Below are 17,152 nucleotides of genomic sequence, written 5' to 3'. Positions count from 1 at the left end.
CGTCTTCCTTATCCTTTCACTGCACCTGATACGCCATCTACATAGTATCTCTGCATGAACAAGAAGAGAATTGCGATTGGGATTGAAATCAGAACTGCCCCAGCCGCAAAACTGGTGTACCAACTGTCAATATATTCTTTTTCCAACATTTTCCAAAGTCCAATTGCAATCGTATACTGGTCTGAGTTTGCCCTGCAGATTACCTTTGCAAAAATGAAATCGAGCCACGGAGCCATGAAAGATGTCAGCACTGTATATACAATAATCGGCTTACTAAGTGGCAGTGTGATCTTGCTGAAAATCTGCCATCTGGTACATCCATCCAAAAGTGCAGCTTCATCAATTGCAACCGGAATTGTATCAAAGAATCCTTTTGCAATTTGGAAACCCAGTCCTGCACCACCGGAATAACATAAGATCAGAGCCAGTTTAATCAGGTTTCCTTCTGTAAGTCCCATCGCCTTTAAAATAAAGTACACAGCGATCATGGACATAAATCCCGGGAACAATCCTAAAATCATTGCCATGTTCATATATGGTTTTCTCATTTTAAATTTCAGTCTGGACAAACAGTAGGAAACTGCCAGCACATAAAATGCTGATAAAATGCAGGAACAAATTGCAATAAACAATGTGTTCATAAACATCTGCGGGAAATTTAAAATGGATGTATCAGTAAATAGTTTTATATAATTATCAAGCGTAAATGCTTTCGGGAAGAAGGTTGATACGTAAGAGCCTTTTTCCGCACGGAAGCTCGTCAGGATTACCCATGCAATTGGGAAAAGCCAGATAATTGCCAACACCGCAAGAACAATATGTACGATCGTATTGTTGATCATTTTCTTCTTTTTTGCAGATTGTAATTTCTTTCCTGCCATGATTAAAATCCTCCTTCTTCTTTATAGGATTTACTGTTACGGTATGTGAAAAGTGCACCAATTGCCAGAATGATAAAGGTCATAATTCCGATTACCGCACCAATGTTATAGTACTGTTTATCAATTGTCAGTTTATAGAGCCATGTAACCAGAAGGTCTGTCTTGCCTGCAGTTGAAGAAAGGTTTGTTACCGGATCTCCTCCTGAAAGAAGATAAATGACATTGAAGTTATTGACATTTCCTGTAAAGGTCACAATCAAATATGGTGTTGTCACATACAGCATGTACGGCAGTGTAATCTTGGTAAATGTCTGAAATGCATTTGCACCATCTACTTTTGCAGCTTCATAAAGTTCTTCTGGAATGTTCTGAAGCACTCCGGTCAGCTGAAGCAGAGTATACGGCACACCTACCCAGATATTGATGATAATAACAGTCACTCTGGCCCATGTCGCATCTGTAAAAAATGGAAGGCTTGCATCACTTGCAATCAGTCCTACATTTCTAAGGAGTACGTTGATTGCCCCTTCCGGCTGTAACATAGTACGCATGATCAAAAGGGATACAAACATCGGCACTGCACAGGAAAGAACAAAACAGAATCTCCAGAATCCTTTTGCTCTTGTTCCCTTTCTGTTGATCAGAAGGGAAAGGATCATTCCAAAAATATAATTGCTGAAAGTTGCAAAAAATGCCCAGATAATTGTCCATCCAAGAACCGACCAGAAGGTACTTCCAAGAATACTTCCTGAATCAAATAATGTCTTGAAGTTATCAAGTCCTACCCAGTCAAACAGCATCAGATGGTTTCCGATACGGCTGTAATTAGTAAATGCCATACAAATCATGAATACCAACGGAAGTACCGTAAATACAAAGATGAATGTTGTCGGTGGTGTCATAAATAAACGGTACAAATTCTCATGCAGAAAAGACTTCAAATCTTCTGCAAATGTATTCACATGCATTCCTGCTTTCTGAAGACACGCTGCTTTATATGCACTTTTCAGGGCTCCTCTCCATACCAAAATCATAAGAATCGTCAGCAGGATTGTCGTCACCCCATAAAGTAGAATCAAAACGGACTGATCTCCTTTTGTGTAAAGATAAATTTGCTTTGCTTCATCCCACACCTCTTGCTGCTGCACGGTTCCAAGTGTCCGAAGACCGCCTATAAACCCAATTCCATTTACTGCCATAAAGACGATGTAGGCAATTTCAATTGCCAGATACAAAAGACCTTTGATAATCTGACCATGTACAATGTTTCCAAATCCCATCAGGACCATGGAAAGCTTCGTCTCTAATCCACCTTTTTTCACTGCATTTTTGCAGGTATATGGCGTTGGAAATTCATTGATTTTTTTCTTAAATATACTCATTCCGCTTACCTCTTAATTGATTCCATTGCTGTTCATTGCTTCGTTCATTGCTTCCGTCTGTTCTTCGGCATTTTCATGTGTTACACTCTTGTTACGAATTCCTTTTCCCATATTCTCAACCGGTGTCCAACAGTTACTCATGGATGCCACGAATGGCTGAAGTATGGATGTATTGTTAAAGGTATCATTCTGTGCCTGAACAAGTGGATCGGATGCAATGTCTTTTTCTTTTAAAAGTTCTGTATTGCATGGAATCACGGTTCTCATCTCGTAGTGTGCTCTCTGTGCATCACTTCCTCCCAGATAAACAGCAAGTGCAACTGCCTGTTCCATATATTCACTATGTGCATTAACTCCGATTGCCTTTGAACCGGCATATGCAAGCATCTGCTTCTCTTGTCCGTTAATTGTATAAGTCGGAAGCGATGAAACTCCCATATTATCTCCAAGTGCTTCTTTGATTGCGTTTGCATCCCACGATCCGCTAAACATTGCCTTTACACTGCCATCACGAAGTCCTGCAAGTCCTGATCCATCTGCATCAATTTTAAAATTTGGATTTGCTGCCAGATCAATTGCATAATTGGTTGCATCCACTGCCTTTTCTCCTGCAAAATCAACTCCTTTTGACTCGTCTGTTCCATCTCCAAACAAGGTGCATCCATTTCCCAGATAGAACGCCGGAAGATACCATGAATTAGTAAATGGGAAGGATACTGTTCCTTTTTGCAGCATCGTATCCAGATTTTTCACATCTTCTTCTGAAAACACTGACTTATCATAAAACATATACCAGGTATTGGTTGTAAACGGAACCCCGTAAAGTTCTCCGTCAACCTTCAACGAATCTAGAAGTTCCTCCGAGTTGGTTGATTCAATCTCTTCTTTATATTTTCCACCAAATTTTGCTACTGCATCCGCATCTGTAAGTGATGTAATCCTGTCATTTGCATACATAAATACATCTGCGCTTGCTTCCGGATCCTGTGCCACCTGATCTGCTGCTGTTGCTTCATCAGCTACTCCATAGACAAATGTAATATCCCATTCCGGATGCTCTTTTGCAAAAGCATTACACATTGTCTGAAGCCATTCGCCACTGTCTTTTGACTGATCTTCTGATGGAGACCATACCATCAGTCGGATTTTTTCTGACCTTTTATCCGCCGTACTGCTCCCACATCCGGTCAGTCCTGCTGCCACTAGCGTTACAGTCATGATTCCTGTTAAAAATGTTGCCAGTCCTCTTTTCATCATCTTTCTTCCTTTCATTTTTGTTTCGTATTGTTTCGTTAAACTCAATATACGTCTTTTTCAATTTTTCGTCAATCCTTTTTCAATCTACTACTTATTTTTTGTCATTTTTTACATTTTTTCACCTTGTTTTTTGTGCATTATTTTTTATTTTCTCGTTTACGAAACTTATCTAAACTTTTATTTTTCCTATAGTTCATTGCTTTTTACTATATTATTGTATATAATAGAAGAAGAATTATTTTCCTACTTTATGAAAGGATCACATATTATGACTACAATCCAGGACATTGCTGATAAATTGGAGATTTCCAAGAGTACTGTATCCAAAGCACTCAATGATGCACCTGATATCAGCGAAACTTTACGGAAACAAGTTTTAGAAACTGCTGTAGCCCTCGGTTATACTAAACTACGTCGTTATAAGAAGCCTGTAAAAAAAATCTGTATTATAATAGAAAAAGAAAATATACAGTATGAAGAGCCTCATCATTTTGCCTATGACATTCTGCTTGGTTTCCGCCAGATGGCTGAACCGGCCGGTTTTGATGTTGATATCGTACCTGTTGATGTTCAGATGCAAAGGAACCAACATTATGATGTTTTTATGTTGGAGCATGATTACGTAGGTGCTTTTGCAATCGGCTTTTCCTTGAATGATCCATGGATTCAGGATTTTAAGGTCAGCCACACTCCTGCCGTGCTTTTCGATAACTATATTATCGGGAATCCTTCTACTGCTTATGTAGGTATTAATAATGATGAGGGAATGGAACTTGCTGTCTCTTATCTTGCCAGACTTGGGCATCGTAAGATTGCCTATCTCAGCGGTTCTCTTGGATCTCAGATTCTTCAGATACGACATGCAGCTTTCCTACGTGCAATGCACCAACATGGACTGAACACTACCTCTAGTTCTACCGGCTGCTCTTATTATTTGTCTGAATGTATGGAAAAGCACCTGCCACGGTTTCTGGAAAAAGGAATGACTGCTATCATCTGTAGCCAGGACACTCTTGCCAATGCAGCCCTTATCCAGTGTCAACAACTAGGATACAAGGTGCCTGAGGATATCAGTATTATTGGATTTGATGATATTCCGATTGCAGCATATACATCTCCTCCATTGACTACAATCAGACAAGATCGGCTTGAACTTGGAAAAAGCGGTTTTTTTGCACTATCAAGTCTACTTAACAACATTTCAATCAGCACATTTTTATTGCATGCGCAGCTAATTGAACGGAAATCTACAGGGGAAGTACCTGTGACATCATTTTTATACAAAAAGGGTTAGGAAACTCTCTTTTGCTTGTTCCTAACCCTTTTTGATAGTATCTTTTATGCTTTTTCAAATCCTATTTCAACCATGCACTTGGCTTATTTTTTTATATTTTAACGGAGAAACTCCATATGTTTTTTTGAAGATTCTGATAAAATAGCTTACATTCTGATATCCACTCTGCATTGCAATCTCTGTAACAGGAGTATCCGTATCTTGTAACAGCTGTTTTGCATATTCTAATCGTAAATGTGTTATATATTGCGAGAGTGTAATATGAAAATGTTCCTTAAAATATCGCGATATATATTTTTCCGAAAGATGAAACTGCTCACCAAATTCTTTCAACGATATCTTTTCTTTAAAATTCTGCTGTATATATGAAATCATTTCTTTTTCTACAGTATTTCTCCCACTTTTATCATTTTCGATCACAAAGCCCTTCTCCCACATTTCAAGAATAAATTGTAAAAGAATTCTTTTTGTCTTTATCTGAGCAGTTATTTCGGACTCAATTTTCTTATTTTTTGCCATATGTGTCTCAACCAACTGCTCACACAGTTCTTTTGCTGTATCTTTTACTCTTGGTCCTATCATCAGATGACCATTTTTTAGCGGCTTCAGTAATTTAACATCTAACATATCATTTATGCAAAAAGATATGTATTCTACCGGAAAAAGGAAAGTAAAATAATCTACTGTACCAGTCTGTGAACCCATGAAATGCAGATTACCCGGCGACACTACAAAAGCATCCCCGGGAGTTCCAATATAATTTTCTCCTGATATACTTACAGTCAAAAAACCACTTTTTACATATATAATTTCTAGTTCATCATGCCAATGTACCGGTATCTGAAATGATCGTCCCCCATTTTTTATATGATATGTACTAAACGGATCATCCTTTGTACCGTGTGGTTTATTTTCTTTTAATTCAAAGTACATAATCTCTCCTTTAATATTCCCTACAGCTAAAACAGAGGATTTACGACACATCAGATAATTCCACAAGACTTTTACTCTTCCATTTTCCACTCTTCCATCTAAGTACCATTCCCACAGCTCTCGCACATTCGTCACCTGCCATAGCAATATATGCTCCCACTGCCAGAAGTCCCATATGTATTCCAAGAAAATATGTGCCGCCGACTGCAAATAAATACATAAATATCGCACCTAGCATAACCGGGAAAACTGCATCTCCACTCGTTTTTAATGCCTGACCATATACAAGGTTTGTTACCCTTCCAAATTCAAGAAATATATCTACTATTAACAACTTTACCACAAGATTTATCATCTGTATATCATCAGTAAATATATGCACCATAAAATGCCCGGCCAATGCAAATGTTACAGAAAAGCATGTCGCTGTGATGATTCCGTATATCGCAGCTTTTCTCGTTCCCCTGTTACATTTCTCAAACTCTTTTGCTCCAATTCTCCAGCCGGTCATAATTGCATTTGCCTGAGCAAGGGCAGCTCCCACACAATATGAGAAATTTGCAATCTGTACAGCATATGAGCGAGCTGTAACATTCATTCCATCCGCATCCATCTGATTCATAAAACGCACAATCAAGGTCATTGCAATGTTGTAAAGTGCAGTTTCAAGTGCAGAAGGAAAACCAATCTTGACAATCTGCGCAAATATCTTTCTTGCTGCAATCCGCTCCGGACTCTGCTTTGCTTTTATAAGCACAGCCCCCATGCCAGCTACAATAATAAGATTTACAACTCTCGAAATAACTGTGGCAACAGCAACTCCCATTACGCCCCAGTTGAATACAAATAAGAATACTGAATTAAGTATTATATTAAAAACATTTCCAACAACAGTTCCTATTAAAGAATGCTTTGTATATCCAAACACTCTCAAATAACTGGAGAAAATAGGAATAAGTGCATTTAAAAAACATGCGCCACCGACAATTCTAAGGTATATTTCAGCTGGCTCAAGCAAAGCCGGAGCAATACTTACGATTCTAAGCATCCCACCAGAAAATGCAGCAAGAATGATAGACATTATGATACCTATCAATGCGTTGAATATAAGTCCAAGTTGTCTTGCCTGATATGCAATCCCCGGTCTTCCAGCTCCTATATTTTGTGACATAACAGCTATCATACCCGATGATATTACTCCATACATAATAATAAAAACGCCTATATATGTATTGGCTGTTCCCACTGCTCCTACAGCCTGGTCGCTTACAGATGATAGCATAAGCGTATCGACCATACCTGAAAGCATATAAAATAAAGTTTCTAAGCATATTGGCACAGATAGCTGTGTTAATGTTTTTCTTTTATCTGTCATGTTTTTCTCCTCACATACAATTCAAGACTCCCCATCAATAATACGATATATTTCTATGTGATTCTTGTATAATATCATGCGAAAATCGCACTATTTCTACTTTATCTTGAAAAGTACTGGGAGCAAGCTATATAAATTTTTCTCTCGTGACCTTCCAGCAAATGCCCGCCGCTTTCAAAGTGATATCATTATCCGGTACACAATTTTCATTTGGCTTTCCCTTTGCATTTTCCAGCAATCCACTCACGCTTCCGGAATATAAAAAACTTCCTTTTTTCATAATGGCAAGCTGTGTACAGGTTGCTGCTAAATCTTCTACTACATGAGTGGAAAACAGCACCGTTCTATCCTTTGAAAAATCAACCAGCAGATTGCGGATCCTGATTCTTTCTTCCGGATCTAATCCAGTTGTTGGTTCATCAATCAAAAAATCCGGATTATTAAGAAGTGCCTGTATGAGTCCGACACGTCTCTTCATACTACCAGATAATTGACGCATTGTTACTATTCTTTCCGAATCCTTTCAACAATGCTTTCCCGACTCATCTTTTCAAACTGATACTTTGGTATCACATACGCAATCAGAATCAAAATCGGAATCATAAACACACATGGCACTATCGTAAGATGCAGCCGGAAGAAAAATGCAGTACCGAGCGTATTTATTAAAATCTGCTTTGCTCCAAACACAACTAGCAATACTGCAATCACAAATGCGCCTCCCAAATATAGGAATCCTTCAGCCACCAACATTTTCGATATCTGCTTTTTCGTCATTCCCACAACTTCCAAAAGTGCCAGTTCTTTTTTTCTGCTAATTACAGAGGTTGCTGTTGTATTAAAGAAATTCATAATGCCGATAAAAGCTAAAATAACGACAAGAAAACTACCGATCATATAATATTTACTGACATACCGCTGAAAGCTCTCTTTCATGTCCAATACAGAAAACACATTGATCATATCATTTTCTTTCAAAATATTTTCATCAATGTATTCTTTTATCTGCTTGTCCTCGCCCTTCTTTGCATCAATGGCGGCATACATGGCTGATTCATTTCCTGTCTGGGTGATATACTCCTCTTCGGGAACCAATACCGTGATATAGATACAGTCCGCATACGGATAATCCAATGCATATGGCATCAGTGCTTCTCCAATGACCTCGTAATCTTTTTGGTTTCCATTTTTGTAATCCATCTGAAAAACATCCCCAGTCTGATAATAAGAAACCGGATGCTCTGCATATTTATCACCATAATCTACAAGCACATAATTTCCGCTTTTAAATGTATCCCAAGAGCATTTTTCCCCTCTCCATTCTAATTTGTCAAACACCGACTCGCTGATTCCGAGAAAATGAACACTTACTGTATTGGAAGCCTTTGCCTCTTCCCAAACCTGTTTTTCATAATCGTTCCAGTTTTTTTCATATTTATCTGCGAATGCTTCCCATGTTTTCAGAAGTTCCGGCTCCATCTTGTGAGTTTCCTCAGAATAATACACATATCCTGTCTTAGCACTATCAGGACATTCGTCCAGAATCTCTTTGATTTCAGGTGTAATACCGTTGAAATTCGTATTTAACAAACTTCCCGTCATCTGATCCAGTTGAAAATCGGAAGCTAAAAGCACTTTTCGGTAAGAATCAAAATCATATCCCTGCACCAGCATCACGATACAGTTGACAACCACCATAGAAAGAGCGATAGAAAGCATAACAATCAATCCCTTTTTCCAATTTCGTAACACATTTTGAACTGCCATCCCCCACCAGGTTACAGAAGTATTCTTTTTTATTTTCCTATGTGACTGCTCTCCTTCTGCCAAACGCAGAGCTTCCACAGGAGATACCCTTTCCACCATTTTACAAGCCTGCAGACTGGATAGATACACCGTCAAAAGCGTTAAAAGTATCGCTGCAAGGAAAATCAAAGGATTCGCTGATACTACTGTCTGAGCCGTTTTTCCTGTCTGTGCACTAATTGCAGCATCTGCATTCAAGGACGGAGCCATGCAAAGACCTGCAAGATAACCACAAAACAATCCGATTGGAATACCAATAGCTGATAATCTCCACGCCTGCATACGTACAATTTTCTTCAACTGCTTTCCCGTTGTCCCCACATTCTTTAACAATCCGTAAGCCCGGATATCCGTTTTCACAGAAATGTTAAAAATATTATAAATAATCAGGTATCCAGCTAATATGACAAATAGAATCATTATAATTAAGGAAGAAAATGAAAATGAATCCTCTTCAAAGAGATTATATGCCGGATTGACTTCCATTCCTGTCCCAGCTTTCGTAAATCCCGCTGCTTTGGATATCTTTTCCGTTTTCTTTTCCAGATTCCAAAGGTTCTTGTACCAGACAGAATACTCTTTCCCTCCATTGTAGATGCCATTTTCTAATTCTTCCTGCGTAACGGGATAACGATGCTCCTTTGCATAGGCTTCGGATACCCAGACCACCTGACCTAAAACAGCTTTATCCCCCTGCCAGAATCCACATATCTTAAACGTATCTGTCTTATATTGTTTCAGCATGGGATTTACTTCCCAGGTCAGCGTTACTTCTTCCCCAATCTTTGGGGTAACACCCAGAGATTCCAATATCGTGCTGCTAAGTGCTACTTCATTTTCTTTCTCCGGCAGTCTTCCTGTAGTTGGCAGACAATTAAAACTTTCTGCCATATTTTCATCTGCATATCGGACCTCTACGGAAAATCCAAACCGCTCGTCCATTCCAGCTCCCAGAAAAATACCGGAACCATATCGCTTAACCTCTTCACTCTGTTCGATTGTTTGCTGCAGTCGCTTTGCATCTTCTTCTGACAGATTCTGTGCAATGGCATGGGCAGAATCCATAAACTGCTTAATTTCCGTTGCTCTTTTGGAAAGAATCATAGATACACTTCCCACAAAGAGACTTGTGAATAAAAGGGAAGTCAGCATGATTGCAATAACAGCAATAACATTCCTGGCACGATTCATTTTCATAAAACGCCTCGTTAATAATCTTAACGTCTCTTTATTCTCTACTTTTACCATAAAATCGCCCCCTGCTATACAAGACCACTGTCTGAAACAATTTTTCCATCTTCTATCTGTAAAATACGGTCTGCCATCTGGGCAATCTCTTCATTATGGGTAATCATAACGATGGTTTGGTGAAAACGCTTACTGGTTACTTTCAGAAGTCCTAATACATCCTGACTTGTTTTCGAATCCAAATTTCCGGTCGGTTCGTCAGCGAGCAAAATAGCAGGTTTTGCAGCTAAAGCCCTTGCAATTGCCACTCTCTGCTGCTGTCCACCGGATAGAGCACTTGGCAGATTTTCCAATTTTGTCCGAATACCAAGTGTATCAATGATTTCATCTACATATTTCTTTTCAATCTTTTTTCCATCCAGCTTCACAGGAAGAATAATATTTTCCCATACATTCAGCATCGGAACTAAGTTATACTGTTGAAATACGAAACCAATATTCCTGCGTCGGAAAATGGTAAGCTCTTCATCCGTCATATGGCTTAGGTTCTGTCCATCTACAATTACCTGCCCGGATGTTGGATTATCTAATCCTCCAATGATATGAAGCATTGTAGACTTTCCGCTCCCAGAAGTTCCAACAATTGCTATAAACTCCCCCTTTTCCACTTCTAAATTTACACCATCAAGGGCTTTGACTTCTGTTTCTCCTTGTCCATATATTTTTTGTAAATCTACCGCTTTTAATATATTCATGTCTTCCTCCCTATCTTATATTTTAAAAAAAGCCTGTATTGCTCTTTACAATACAGACTTTATCATAACAATGTCTCCATCTGGTTTCTGAAATATCACAGTTTTGATACTATTCCTTTTCTGATATCGGGAGAAACACAGAAAAGGTAGAGCCCTTTTCTCTCTCTGATGTCACTTTTATATACCCCTTTTGTGCCTGAATAATCTCTCTTGTAAGGAATAAGCCAATTCCTACTCCTGGCTGGTCTGCCACTGACAGACTCCGATAAAACCTTCCAAATATCTTTGGTATTTCTTCTTTTTCTATCCCAATGCCATCATCAATGATATCAATCTTTACAAAAAAAGAATACTGCTCGGCTTTTATCTGAACATTTCCCCCACATGCCGTGTATTTAATCGCATTGTCTACAATATTTCCGAGTGCCTCCACGGTCCATTTTGGATCACATCGAACATGCAAATCCGTGTCATATAGGCTCAGAGTAATATTCTTCTCCCTTACTTTTACGTTAAACTGCTGCTGTATGGATTCAAGCATCTGTGTAATAGTAGTATCCTCCGAATGTACTGCGATAATTCCACTCTCCATCCGTGATAATTTGACCAATGATTGTATCAGGAAATCTAATTTCTCTGTCTGCTCCAAAATGGTATCTATCTCCTCCTGATTTTCATGATTCGTTTCAGAGAGTATTTCACCATAAATTTTCAAATTTGAAATAGGAGTCAAGGTCTGATGTGCAATGTCGGAAATAAGTTTCTGTATCACTTCTTTTTGTTCCTGTTGGTTCTTTCTTGCCAGAAAGCTACTGTCTAAATGTTGTTTCATACTGTTTTCAAGAGCAGAATACTTTTCTTCTGATATTTCTGTCCGTTCCAGTTCTCCATCTATAGCACAATCCAGCATTTGCTGCAGCCGGTTCAAAAGCTTTTTTTCTTTCTGATAAAAAATGCTATACCAGAAGATTCCACTTAAAACCAATATTCCTACAATCAATATAATTATATCTATCATCCATCCACCGCCCAGGTATAACCAATTCCATAAACTGTTTTGATATATTTAGGCTTCTGCACATCATCTTCCAATTTATCCCTAAGACGTTTGATAGCAACCGTCAGTGCATGAGCATCTACAAATTCTGTGTCTCCCTGCCATACTACATCAATCAGATATTCCCGTTTCAATACTTTACCTTTATTTTCACACAACACTCTAAGCAATTTTTGTTCTGTTTTACTAAGTTCAATCGGTTCTCTATTCTTAAAAAATTCCATTCTGTCAAAATAAAATTTAAATCCATCAAACTCCATAAAATCCTTCGATGACATCTCTTTATTTCTAAGCTGCACAGACACTCTTGCACGCAAAACCATCAAACTAAACGGTTTCGTAATATAATCATTTGCCCCGGCTTCCAATCCTGTTACGATATCTACTTCCATGTTATTCACTGTAAGCAGGATAATCGGCACCTGACTGTTTTTCCTTATTTCTCTTACAAAATCAATCCCATTCCCATCCGGCAAGTTCACATCTAATAAAACCAATGTGATATCTTCCTTTTTCAAGATTTCTCTAGCCTCCTGCAAAGTCTGGCACTGATAAAAGAAATAGGAATCATTCTTCAATGCGAGACGTATTCCATCATTTAATTTTTTGTCATCTTCAACAATCAGTAAGTTTTCACTCATTTTTTTCATCTTTATCCCCCAAACTTGTCTTAATAATATGAATTTATCGTAATCTTGGAAGCTTATCAGTACTAATTGATTCTAGTGTACGAATCTGTTGCAAAGCCAATTGTCGAAGCAATTCCATTCTTTCTTTTTGGTTTTTCCCTTGATGAATCAACACTGCATTATAGCTTTCTAAATTAGCCAAGATTAATAATTGATTCAGGGTTGCACCATCTCTCATATTACCTTTTATATCCGGATTTTCATCTTTCCATTGTTTTGCCGTTCTGCCAAATAGAACCACATTTAACATATCAGCTTCATTTGCATATGTAAAACTGATTTGTGCCGGTGTCAATTCCGGTGGTATCAATTTTTCTTTGATTGCATCTGTATGTATTCTATAATTCAGTTTTGATATTTCTCTGTTTAGATTCCAATTCAATGAAAAACGGCTATTTTCATCTGCTTTCAGCCTTTTATAATCCTTGATTATATAAAGTTTAAATTCTGCTGAAATCCATGATGCAAATTCAAACGCAATATCTGAATGTGCAAAAGTGCCACCATATCGTCCAGATTTACTTACGATTCCTATTGCTCCAGTTGTCTCTATCCATTTTGTAGGTGACATTGTAAATGCATTAGACCCTGCCTGATTTCTAAAGGAGTCGAATTCGACCCCTTTAAAATTACTATTATGTAGTTTTTCCCATAAACCAAGAAATTCTATTGTATCCTTGCTTCTCATCCAATTTTTGATTACATCCTTTGGTTCATCACTTTTATAACGCGCAATATCAGTCAGTGATATAAATTCATTTTCAAAGTCCTGTGTATATATTCCAATATCAATTCCATTAGCATGAATTGTGTCTTTGACAAGATTTTTCACTTCATCATTCTCCACTTCAATTGTCTATTTACTTTCCATCTCATTTTTGTCCTTTAATTCGTCATAATACGCTTTATACCTGTAAATCGTTCTCTCACTGACATTATTCCTTCTTGCAATCTCTATCATAGTCATGCCGTTCTCATAGCAAGCAACAAAATCATTGTAAATAGCCATCCATTTTGCATTGTGCTTCTGCCTTCCACTTAATTTACGATTTTTATAATATTCCAATTCTTCGCGTAACTCGGCGTTTTCATTTTCTAATTCTTCAATTCTTTTTAATGCTTCCTCGAGTGTTATAACCTTCTCCACTTCATTGCTCCTTAAATTCATGTCATTTTCGTTTTGTCTATATTATATATTGCTAATTAGTATTAGTCAATTTGATTTTGTCATGTAGAAACACTTTTCATATTCATCATGCAAATAAAATACCGCTGATATCTTTTGCAAGCTATGTCTTTCCATAGACTCTCTGCCTGAATATTCCTAATCCACTCGTTTAGATTCCATTTTCGTTTTAAAATCGTAAAAATGATATAGGTAATTCCATATTCATCACGCCATGCGCCTCCATTGGAATCTGACATACCCTTGCGATCCAGGAGTATTCCATATAATACTTTTGCCGCATTTGTCATGTCACTAAACTGCTCTTCCTTAAAAAATCTCTTAGGTATCCTGTAAAACTTATAATCAAAAGTTACATTTTCCATTGTCTTATCCTCTCTTTCATTCCTAATTTTGCTACTTAGCAAGCAGTGCATTTGTGCACACAAAATGCATTTTTAGCTTGTTGTGGAAATGCCCCAATTCCCTAAAACCATGTGAATAAATTTTCACGGAGCTACGCCTATCGGCTTTGTCATACTGATATATTTCCAACATTTCATAAATTTTTCACTCCTTCCATTCCCGATTTATGAAATTATTTTCTATGCCAATTCGGTATATCCAAGATGCTGAAAATTTTTTCTTTTTGTGTTTTTTTCTAATATTATGGACAAGACAGGTAAAGAATTTCTCTTTATCTCATGGCAATATCATGGTAATCTATCTGTATCTTTAAAAACGAGGAAGATACTATGCATACAAAACTTACCATACCAGAAAGACTGAAAGATTTAAGAGTCTCAGAAAAAAGAATGTCGTTGCAGGAGTTATCCGATGCTACCGGTATCCCTAGCTCCACGCTTGGCAATTATGAAAAAGATGAAAATATAGATATGTCACTCGGCAATCTTATAACGCTTGCGGATTTTTACAACGTAAGCACAGATTACCTTCTTTGCCGGACAGAATTGCGGAAACATAAAAATCAGTCAGTATCTGATCTGCATCTAAATGACGATGCCATACAAATACTGACTGATAAAAAATATAACCCTCGATTATTATCTGAATTACTCACACATGAAAATTTCAAAAAATTCATGACCGACCTGGAAATCTATATTGATGGATTTAACGATAAGGGAATTCAGATAGCGAATGCACAAACTTTTGCGAAAAAATATCCTTTCGCCAAAATGTATATTTCCCGTTCTCCAAAACCTATCCCCTGGGGTAAACCTCCGCTTATATCATCACTCTACGGAAACAGAAACACACATCTATTATATTCCCAAAATGGCGAAATTCTTTGATTTATTGGGCTTTTCTTGACAGAAGGCACACTGTCTCCACATGTGTTGAGACTAACATCGGAACACACACCCTTTACCTCGTCACTTATATCGGAACACATTTTTTTCACTTTGTCTCCAATACCTGATGACTTCCCGAATCTTTCTTTTGCGTTTCCAATTTCATTCTTAAATCCTGTTTTATATATGAAAGTAATTTTATAAGGATCTTTGTTTCCATCTTCGTCTAGTCCACCGACTATTACTTTTTCAACTATACTCTCAAATATTCCTCTGTCAAATTCTTCTAGCACCTCATTATGCGATAGTGCTTTTTTGAAATCTGAAAGCCTCCTTTGCAATGAACTCTTTTCATCCGACTGTTGCTGCAGATATTCCAGCTTTGCTCTTGCATTTGTCAGTTCAGTTTTTAGTTCTACATCCGTTTCCTCATAAATATCCTGTTCAATAATGCCTTTCAGATAATTATCAAGTAGTTTTTTTCTCTTTAAAGAAACCTTGTCAATGCTTTTCTTCAGCTTATGTAACTGATCTTCAATCGAATTTTCTCCAAGTGCTTTCTCGGTTCGCTTCAAAAATTCTTCCAGAACATCTTTATTATCATTACACAACATCCTATAAGACTCAATAAATGCTTCTTCTATGACCTGCTCTGGAATGCCTTTGCTATCCGGACAAAATCTCTTTCCTTCTTTTGTTGATTTAACGCACTGCCATATCGTCTTTTTATACTTAGAGCTACTGTGCCATCGCCTACGAGAAAGATTAGAGCCACAGAATCCGCATTCTACCATACAGCTAAACGCAAACTGCCGACTAAATTTTTCACGTTTTCCAGGAGTGACTCCACATTTCCGATTTCCGTTTCTACGTCTTCTCATCTCCTGCGCCCGTTCAAATTGTTCCTCTGTAATGATTGGTTCGTGATGATCATGTATATAATACCGATCTTCCTCTCCAAGATTTTCTAAGCGTCTTTTTGAAATCGGATCAACCGTAAAGGTTTTTCCAAGTAAAATATCTCCCTTATATTTTTCATTATTAATGATTCCCATAACACTGGATGAAGTCCAGGGATTTCCTCTAATTGTCAGATGACCCTGCTCATTCAATTCCCTGGCTATCATTGTGCTGCCTGCTCCTGCCACATATCTATCAAAAATGTACCGTACAACCACAGCGCCTTCCTCATTGATTGAGATAGATTTTGTTTCCACATCATAATCATATCCCAAACAACCCTGAAATCCTACCAGTTCCCCCCGCTTCATTTTCATCTTCAAGCCCTTTTTCACGTAAGCAGAAGTATTTTCAACTTCCTGCTGTGCTACAGAACTTAAAATAGTCATTAGAAATTCGCCGTCCTTTAATGTGTTAATCTTCTCAACCTCAAAATAAACAGCAATATTTCTCTCTTTCAACATACGAACATATTTCAATGTGTCCAGAGTATTTCTGGCAAATCGTGGAAGGCTTTTGGCAATAATCATATCTATCTTGCCATCCATGCAATCCTGAATCAACCGCTGAAACTCTTCTCTCTTATCAACCTTTGTCCCAGTGATTGCCTTATCAGCATATATACCTGAAAATATCCATTCTTTATTATTCTTAATTAACTCTGTATAATGCGTAACCATTGAGTTATAACTCTTTATCTGATCTTCATCGTCCGTACTTACTCGGCAATAAGCCGCCACTCTCAACCGCTCAATCTTCCGTCTGGCAGAACCGTCAAATGAATCATGTGCTTTAATCAATTCAACTTCCATTTCGCCCTCCTTTTTTGTGTTCCTACCATAGCGTTGATTATATTATAATACAATACAGATATACCGTCAAGCAGTAATGTTGGATACGATACCATAATCTTTCATTAATCTTTTTTGTATTACCTGATATTCAGTTTCATTAATCAACTTCTTAGAAAGCAACTGCTTTAACATAGATAGCTGCATACTATATCTCAATATTTTTTTATTATCCATATATATCAGATACCCCTTTCTAAATAATACTCTCCTGCAGGCGGCTGCCGGGCACAGCCTCATTGG

16 protein-coding genes and 1 pseudogene are annotated in these 17,152 nt (G+C 37.7%); 2 read left to right on the top strand and 15 right to left on the bottom strand.

The window, feature by feature from the left end:
- Nucleotides 1-8 precede the first annotated feature (8 nt).
- From D8Q48_RS00230 to D8Q48_RS00220, 3 genes are read right to left on the bottom strand one after another with little or no spacing between them, the layout of a single operon-like run.
- On the bottom strand, nt 9-881 hold the full coding sequence (locus D8Q48_RS00230; protein WP_117557902.1) for an ABC transporter permease subunit: 873 nt from the start codon (nt 879-881) through the stop codon (nt 9-11).
- Nucleotides 882-883: 2 nt separating this feature from the next.
- Complete coding sequence (locus tag D8Q48_RS00225; protein ID WP_121054957.1) at nt 884-2,263, bottom strand: sugar ABC transporter permease; 1,380 nt, start codon at nt 2,261-2,263, stop codon at nt 884-886.
- A 12-nt stretch (nt 2,264-2,275) separates the two neighbouring features.
- A complete protein-coding gene (locus tag D8Q48_RS00220; protein ID WP_172696929.1) occupies nt 2,276-3,520 on the bottom strand; it encodes an extracellular solute-binding protein in 1,245 nt (414 codons plus the stop codon).
- 268 nt (nt 3,521-3,788) lie between these two features.
- Between D8Q48_RS00220 and D8Q48_RS00215 the strand changes: the two genes are divergently transcribed.
- Nucleotides 3,789-4,814: a LacI family DNA-binding transcriptional regulator gene (locus D8Q48_RS00215; RefSeq protein ID WP_121055348.1), complete on the top strand. Its 1,026-nt coding sequence runs from the start codon at nt 3,789-3,791 to the stop codon at nt 4,812-4,814.
- Nucleotides 4,815-4,880: 66 nt separating this feature from the next.
- Here D8Q48_RS00215 and D8Q48_RS00210 read toward each other — a convergent pair whose 3' ends face one another.
- From D8Q48_RS00210 to D8Q48_RS00165, 10 genes and pseudogenes are all read right to left on the bottom strand, one after another.
- A complete protein-coding gene (locus D8Q48_RS00210) occupies nt 4,881-5,747 on the bottom strand; it encodes an AraC family transcriptional regulator (RefSeq protein WP_121054953.1) in 867 nt (288 codons plus the stop codon).
- 40 nt (nt 5,748-5,787) lie between these two features.
- A complete protein-coding gene (locus tag D8Q48_RS00205; protein WP_121054951.1) occupies nt 5,788-7,122 on the bottom strand; it encodes an MATE family efflux transporter in 1,335 nt (444 codons plus the stop codon).
- Between the two features lie 127 nt (nt 7,123-7,249).
- Nucleotides 7,250-7,621: pseudogene (locus tag D8Q48_RS00200) on the bottom strand (ABC transporter ATP-binding protein); the annotation flags it as partial.
- 5 nt (nt 7,622-7,626) lie between these two features.
- Nucleotides 7,627-10,176 carry an ABC transporter permease gene (locus tag D8Q48_RS00195; protein WP_121054949.1) on the bottom strand — a complete coding sequence of 850 codons (2,550 nt, stop codon included), beginning with the start codon at nt 10,174-10,176 and terminating at the stop codon, nt 7,627-7,629.
- Between the two features lie 14 nt (nt 10,177-10,190).
- The gene (locus D8Q48_RS00190; protein ID WP_117989347.1) at nt 10,191-10,871 is read right to left on the bottom strand and encodes an ABC transporter ATP-binding protein; all 681 of its coding nucleotides are present in this window, start codon (nt 10,869-10,871) and stop codon (nt 10,191-10,193) included.
- Nucleotides 10,872-10,980: 109 nt separating this feature from the next.
- On the bottom strand, nt 10,981-11,889 hold the full coding sequence (locus D8Q48_RS00185) for a HAMP domain-containing sensor histidine kinase (protein WP_117989348.1): 909 nt from the start codon (nt 11,887-11,889) through the stop codon (nt 10,981-10,983).
- Nucleotides 11,886-12,569, bottom strand: a complete 684-nt coding sequence (locus D8Q48_RS00180; RefSeq protein ID WP_117989444.1) for a response regulator transcription factor — start codon at nt 12,567-12,569, stop codon at nt 11,886-11,888. The genes D8Q48_RS00185 and D8Q48_RS00180 overlap by 4 nt, the downstream gene beginning before the upstream one ends.
- A gap of 43 nt (nt 12,570-12,612) precedes the next feature.
- Nucleotides 12,613-13,449: a KilA-N domain-containing protein gene (locus D8Q48_RS00175; protein WP_117989349.1), complete on the bottom strand. Its 837-nt coding sequence runs from the start codon at nt 13,447-13,449 to the stop codon at nt 12,613-12,615.
- A 24-nt stretch (nt 13,450-13,473) separates the two neighbouring features.
- Nucleotides 13,474-13,764, bottom strand: coding sequence for a helix-turn-helix domain-containing protein (locus tag D8Q48_RS00170; protein ID WP_117989350.1), 291 nt, complete (start codon nt 13,762-13,764; stop codon nt 13,474-13,476).
- Nucleotides 13,765-13,844: 80 nt separating this feature from the next.
- The gene (locus D8Q48_RS00165) at nt 13,845-14,168 is read right to left on the bottom strand and encodes a replication initiator protein A (protein ID WP_172696928.1); all 324 of its coding nucleotides are present in this window, start codon (nt 14,166-14,168) and stop codon (nt 13,845-13,847) included.
- Between the two features lie 369 nt (nt 14,169-14,537).
- Here D8Q48_RS00165 and D8Q48_RS00160 point away from each other — a divergent pair, with 369 nt between their 5' ends.
- Nucleotides 14,538-15,098, top strand: coding sequence for a helix-turn-helix transcriptional regulator (locus D8Q48_RS00160; RefSeq protein ID WP_118688638.1), 561 nt, complete (start codon nt 14,538-14,540; stop codon nt 15,096-15,098).
- On the opposite strand, the gene D8Q48_RS00155 is transcribed toward D8Q48_RS00160, so the two are convergent.
- Both D8Q48_RS00155 and D8Q48_RS00150 read right to left on the bottom strand, forming a co-directional pair.
- Nucleotides 15,044-16,870 (bottom strand): recombinase family protein, encoded by a 1,827-nt coding sequence (locus tag D8Q48_RS00155; protein WP_206027393.1) that lies wholly within the window; start codon nt 16,868-16,870, stop codon nt 15,044-15,046. The two genes, D8Q48_RS00160 and D8Q48_RS00155, sit on opposite strands and share 55 nt — an antisense overlap.
- A 66-nt stretch (nt 16,871-16,936) precedes the next feature.
- Complete coding sequence (locus tag D8Q48_RS00150) at nt 16,937-17,086, bottom strand: SHOCT domain-containing protein (RefSeq protein WP_070090346.1); 150 nt, start codon at nt 17,084-17,086, stop codon at nt 16,937-16,939.
- Between the last annotated feature and the right edge of the window lie 66 nt (nt 17,087-17,152).

It is taken from the genome of Ruminococcus sp. B05 (genome assembly GCF_003628495.1).
GTDB lineage: Bacteria > Bacillota > Clostridia > Lachnospirales > Lachnospiraceae > Schaedlerella > Schaedlerella hominis.
The sequence above is the reverse complement of the archived record's forward strand: the minus strand, read 5'-3'. Positions and strand labels throughout refer to the sequence as shown.

Coding starts and splice junctions, on each gene's coding strand:
- D8Q48_RS00210 (WP_121054953.1), bottom strand. CDS start 5,747: ATGTACTTTGAATTAAAAGAAAATAAACCACACGGTACAAAGGATGAT.
- D8Q48_RS00160 (WP_118688638.1), top strand. CDS start 14,538: ATGCATACAAAACTTACCATACCAGAAAGACTGAAAGATTTAAGAGTC.
- D8Q48_RS00195 (WP_121054949.1), bottom strand. CDS start 10,176: ATGGTAAAAGTAGAGAATAAAGAGACGTTAAGATTATTAACGAGGCGT.
- D8Q48_RS00225 (WP_121054957.1), bottom strand. CDS start 2,263: ATGAGTATATTTAAGAAAAAAATCAATGAATTTCCAACGCCATATACC.
- D8Q48_RS00165 (WP_172696928.1), bottom strand. CDS start 14,168: ATGGAAAATGTAACTTTTGATTATAAGTTTTACAGGATACCTAAGAGA.
- D8Q48_RS00155 (WP_206027393.1), bottom strand. CDS start 16,870: ATGGAAGTTGAATTGATTAAAGCACATGATTCATTTGACGGTTCTGCC.
- D8Q48_RS00190 (WP_117989347.1), bottom strand. CDS start 10,871: ATGAATATATTAAAAGCGGTAGATTTACAAAAAATATATGGACAAGGA.
- D8Q48_RS00180 (WP_117989444.1), bottom strand. CDS start 12,569: ATGAGTGAAAACTTACTGATTGTTGAAGATGACAAAAAATTAAATGAT.
- D8Q48_RS00185 (WP_117989348.1), bottom strand. CDS start 11,889: ATGATAGATATAATTATATTGATTGTAGGAATATTGGTTTTAAGTGGA.
- D8Q48_RS00230 (WP_117557902.1), bottom strand. CDS start 881: ATGGCAGGAAAGAAATTACAATCTGCAAAAAAGAAGAAAATGATCAAC.
- D8Q48_RS00205 (WP_121054951.1), bottom strand. CDS start 7,122: ATGACAGATAAAAGAAAAACATTAACACAGCTATCTGTGCCAATATGC.
- D8Q48_RS00220 (WP_172696929.1), bottom strand. CDS start 3,520: ATGATGAAAAGAGGACTGGCAACATTTTTAACAGGAATCATGACTGTA.
- D8Q48_RS00215 (WP_121055348.1), top strand. CDS start 3,789: ATGACTACAATCCAGGACATTGCTGATAAATTGGAGATTTCCAAGAGT.
- D8Q48_RS00150 (WP_070090346.1), bottom strand. CDS start 17,086: ATGGATAATAAAAAAATATTGAGATATAGTATGCAGCTATCTATGTTA.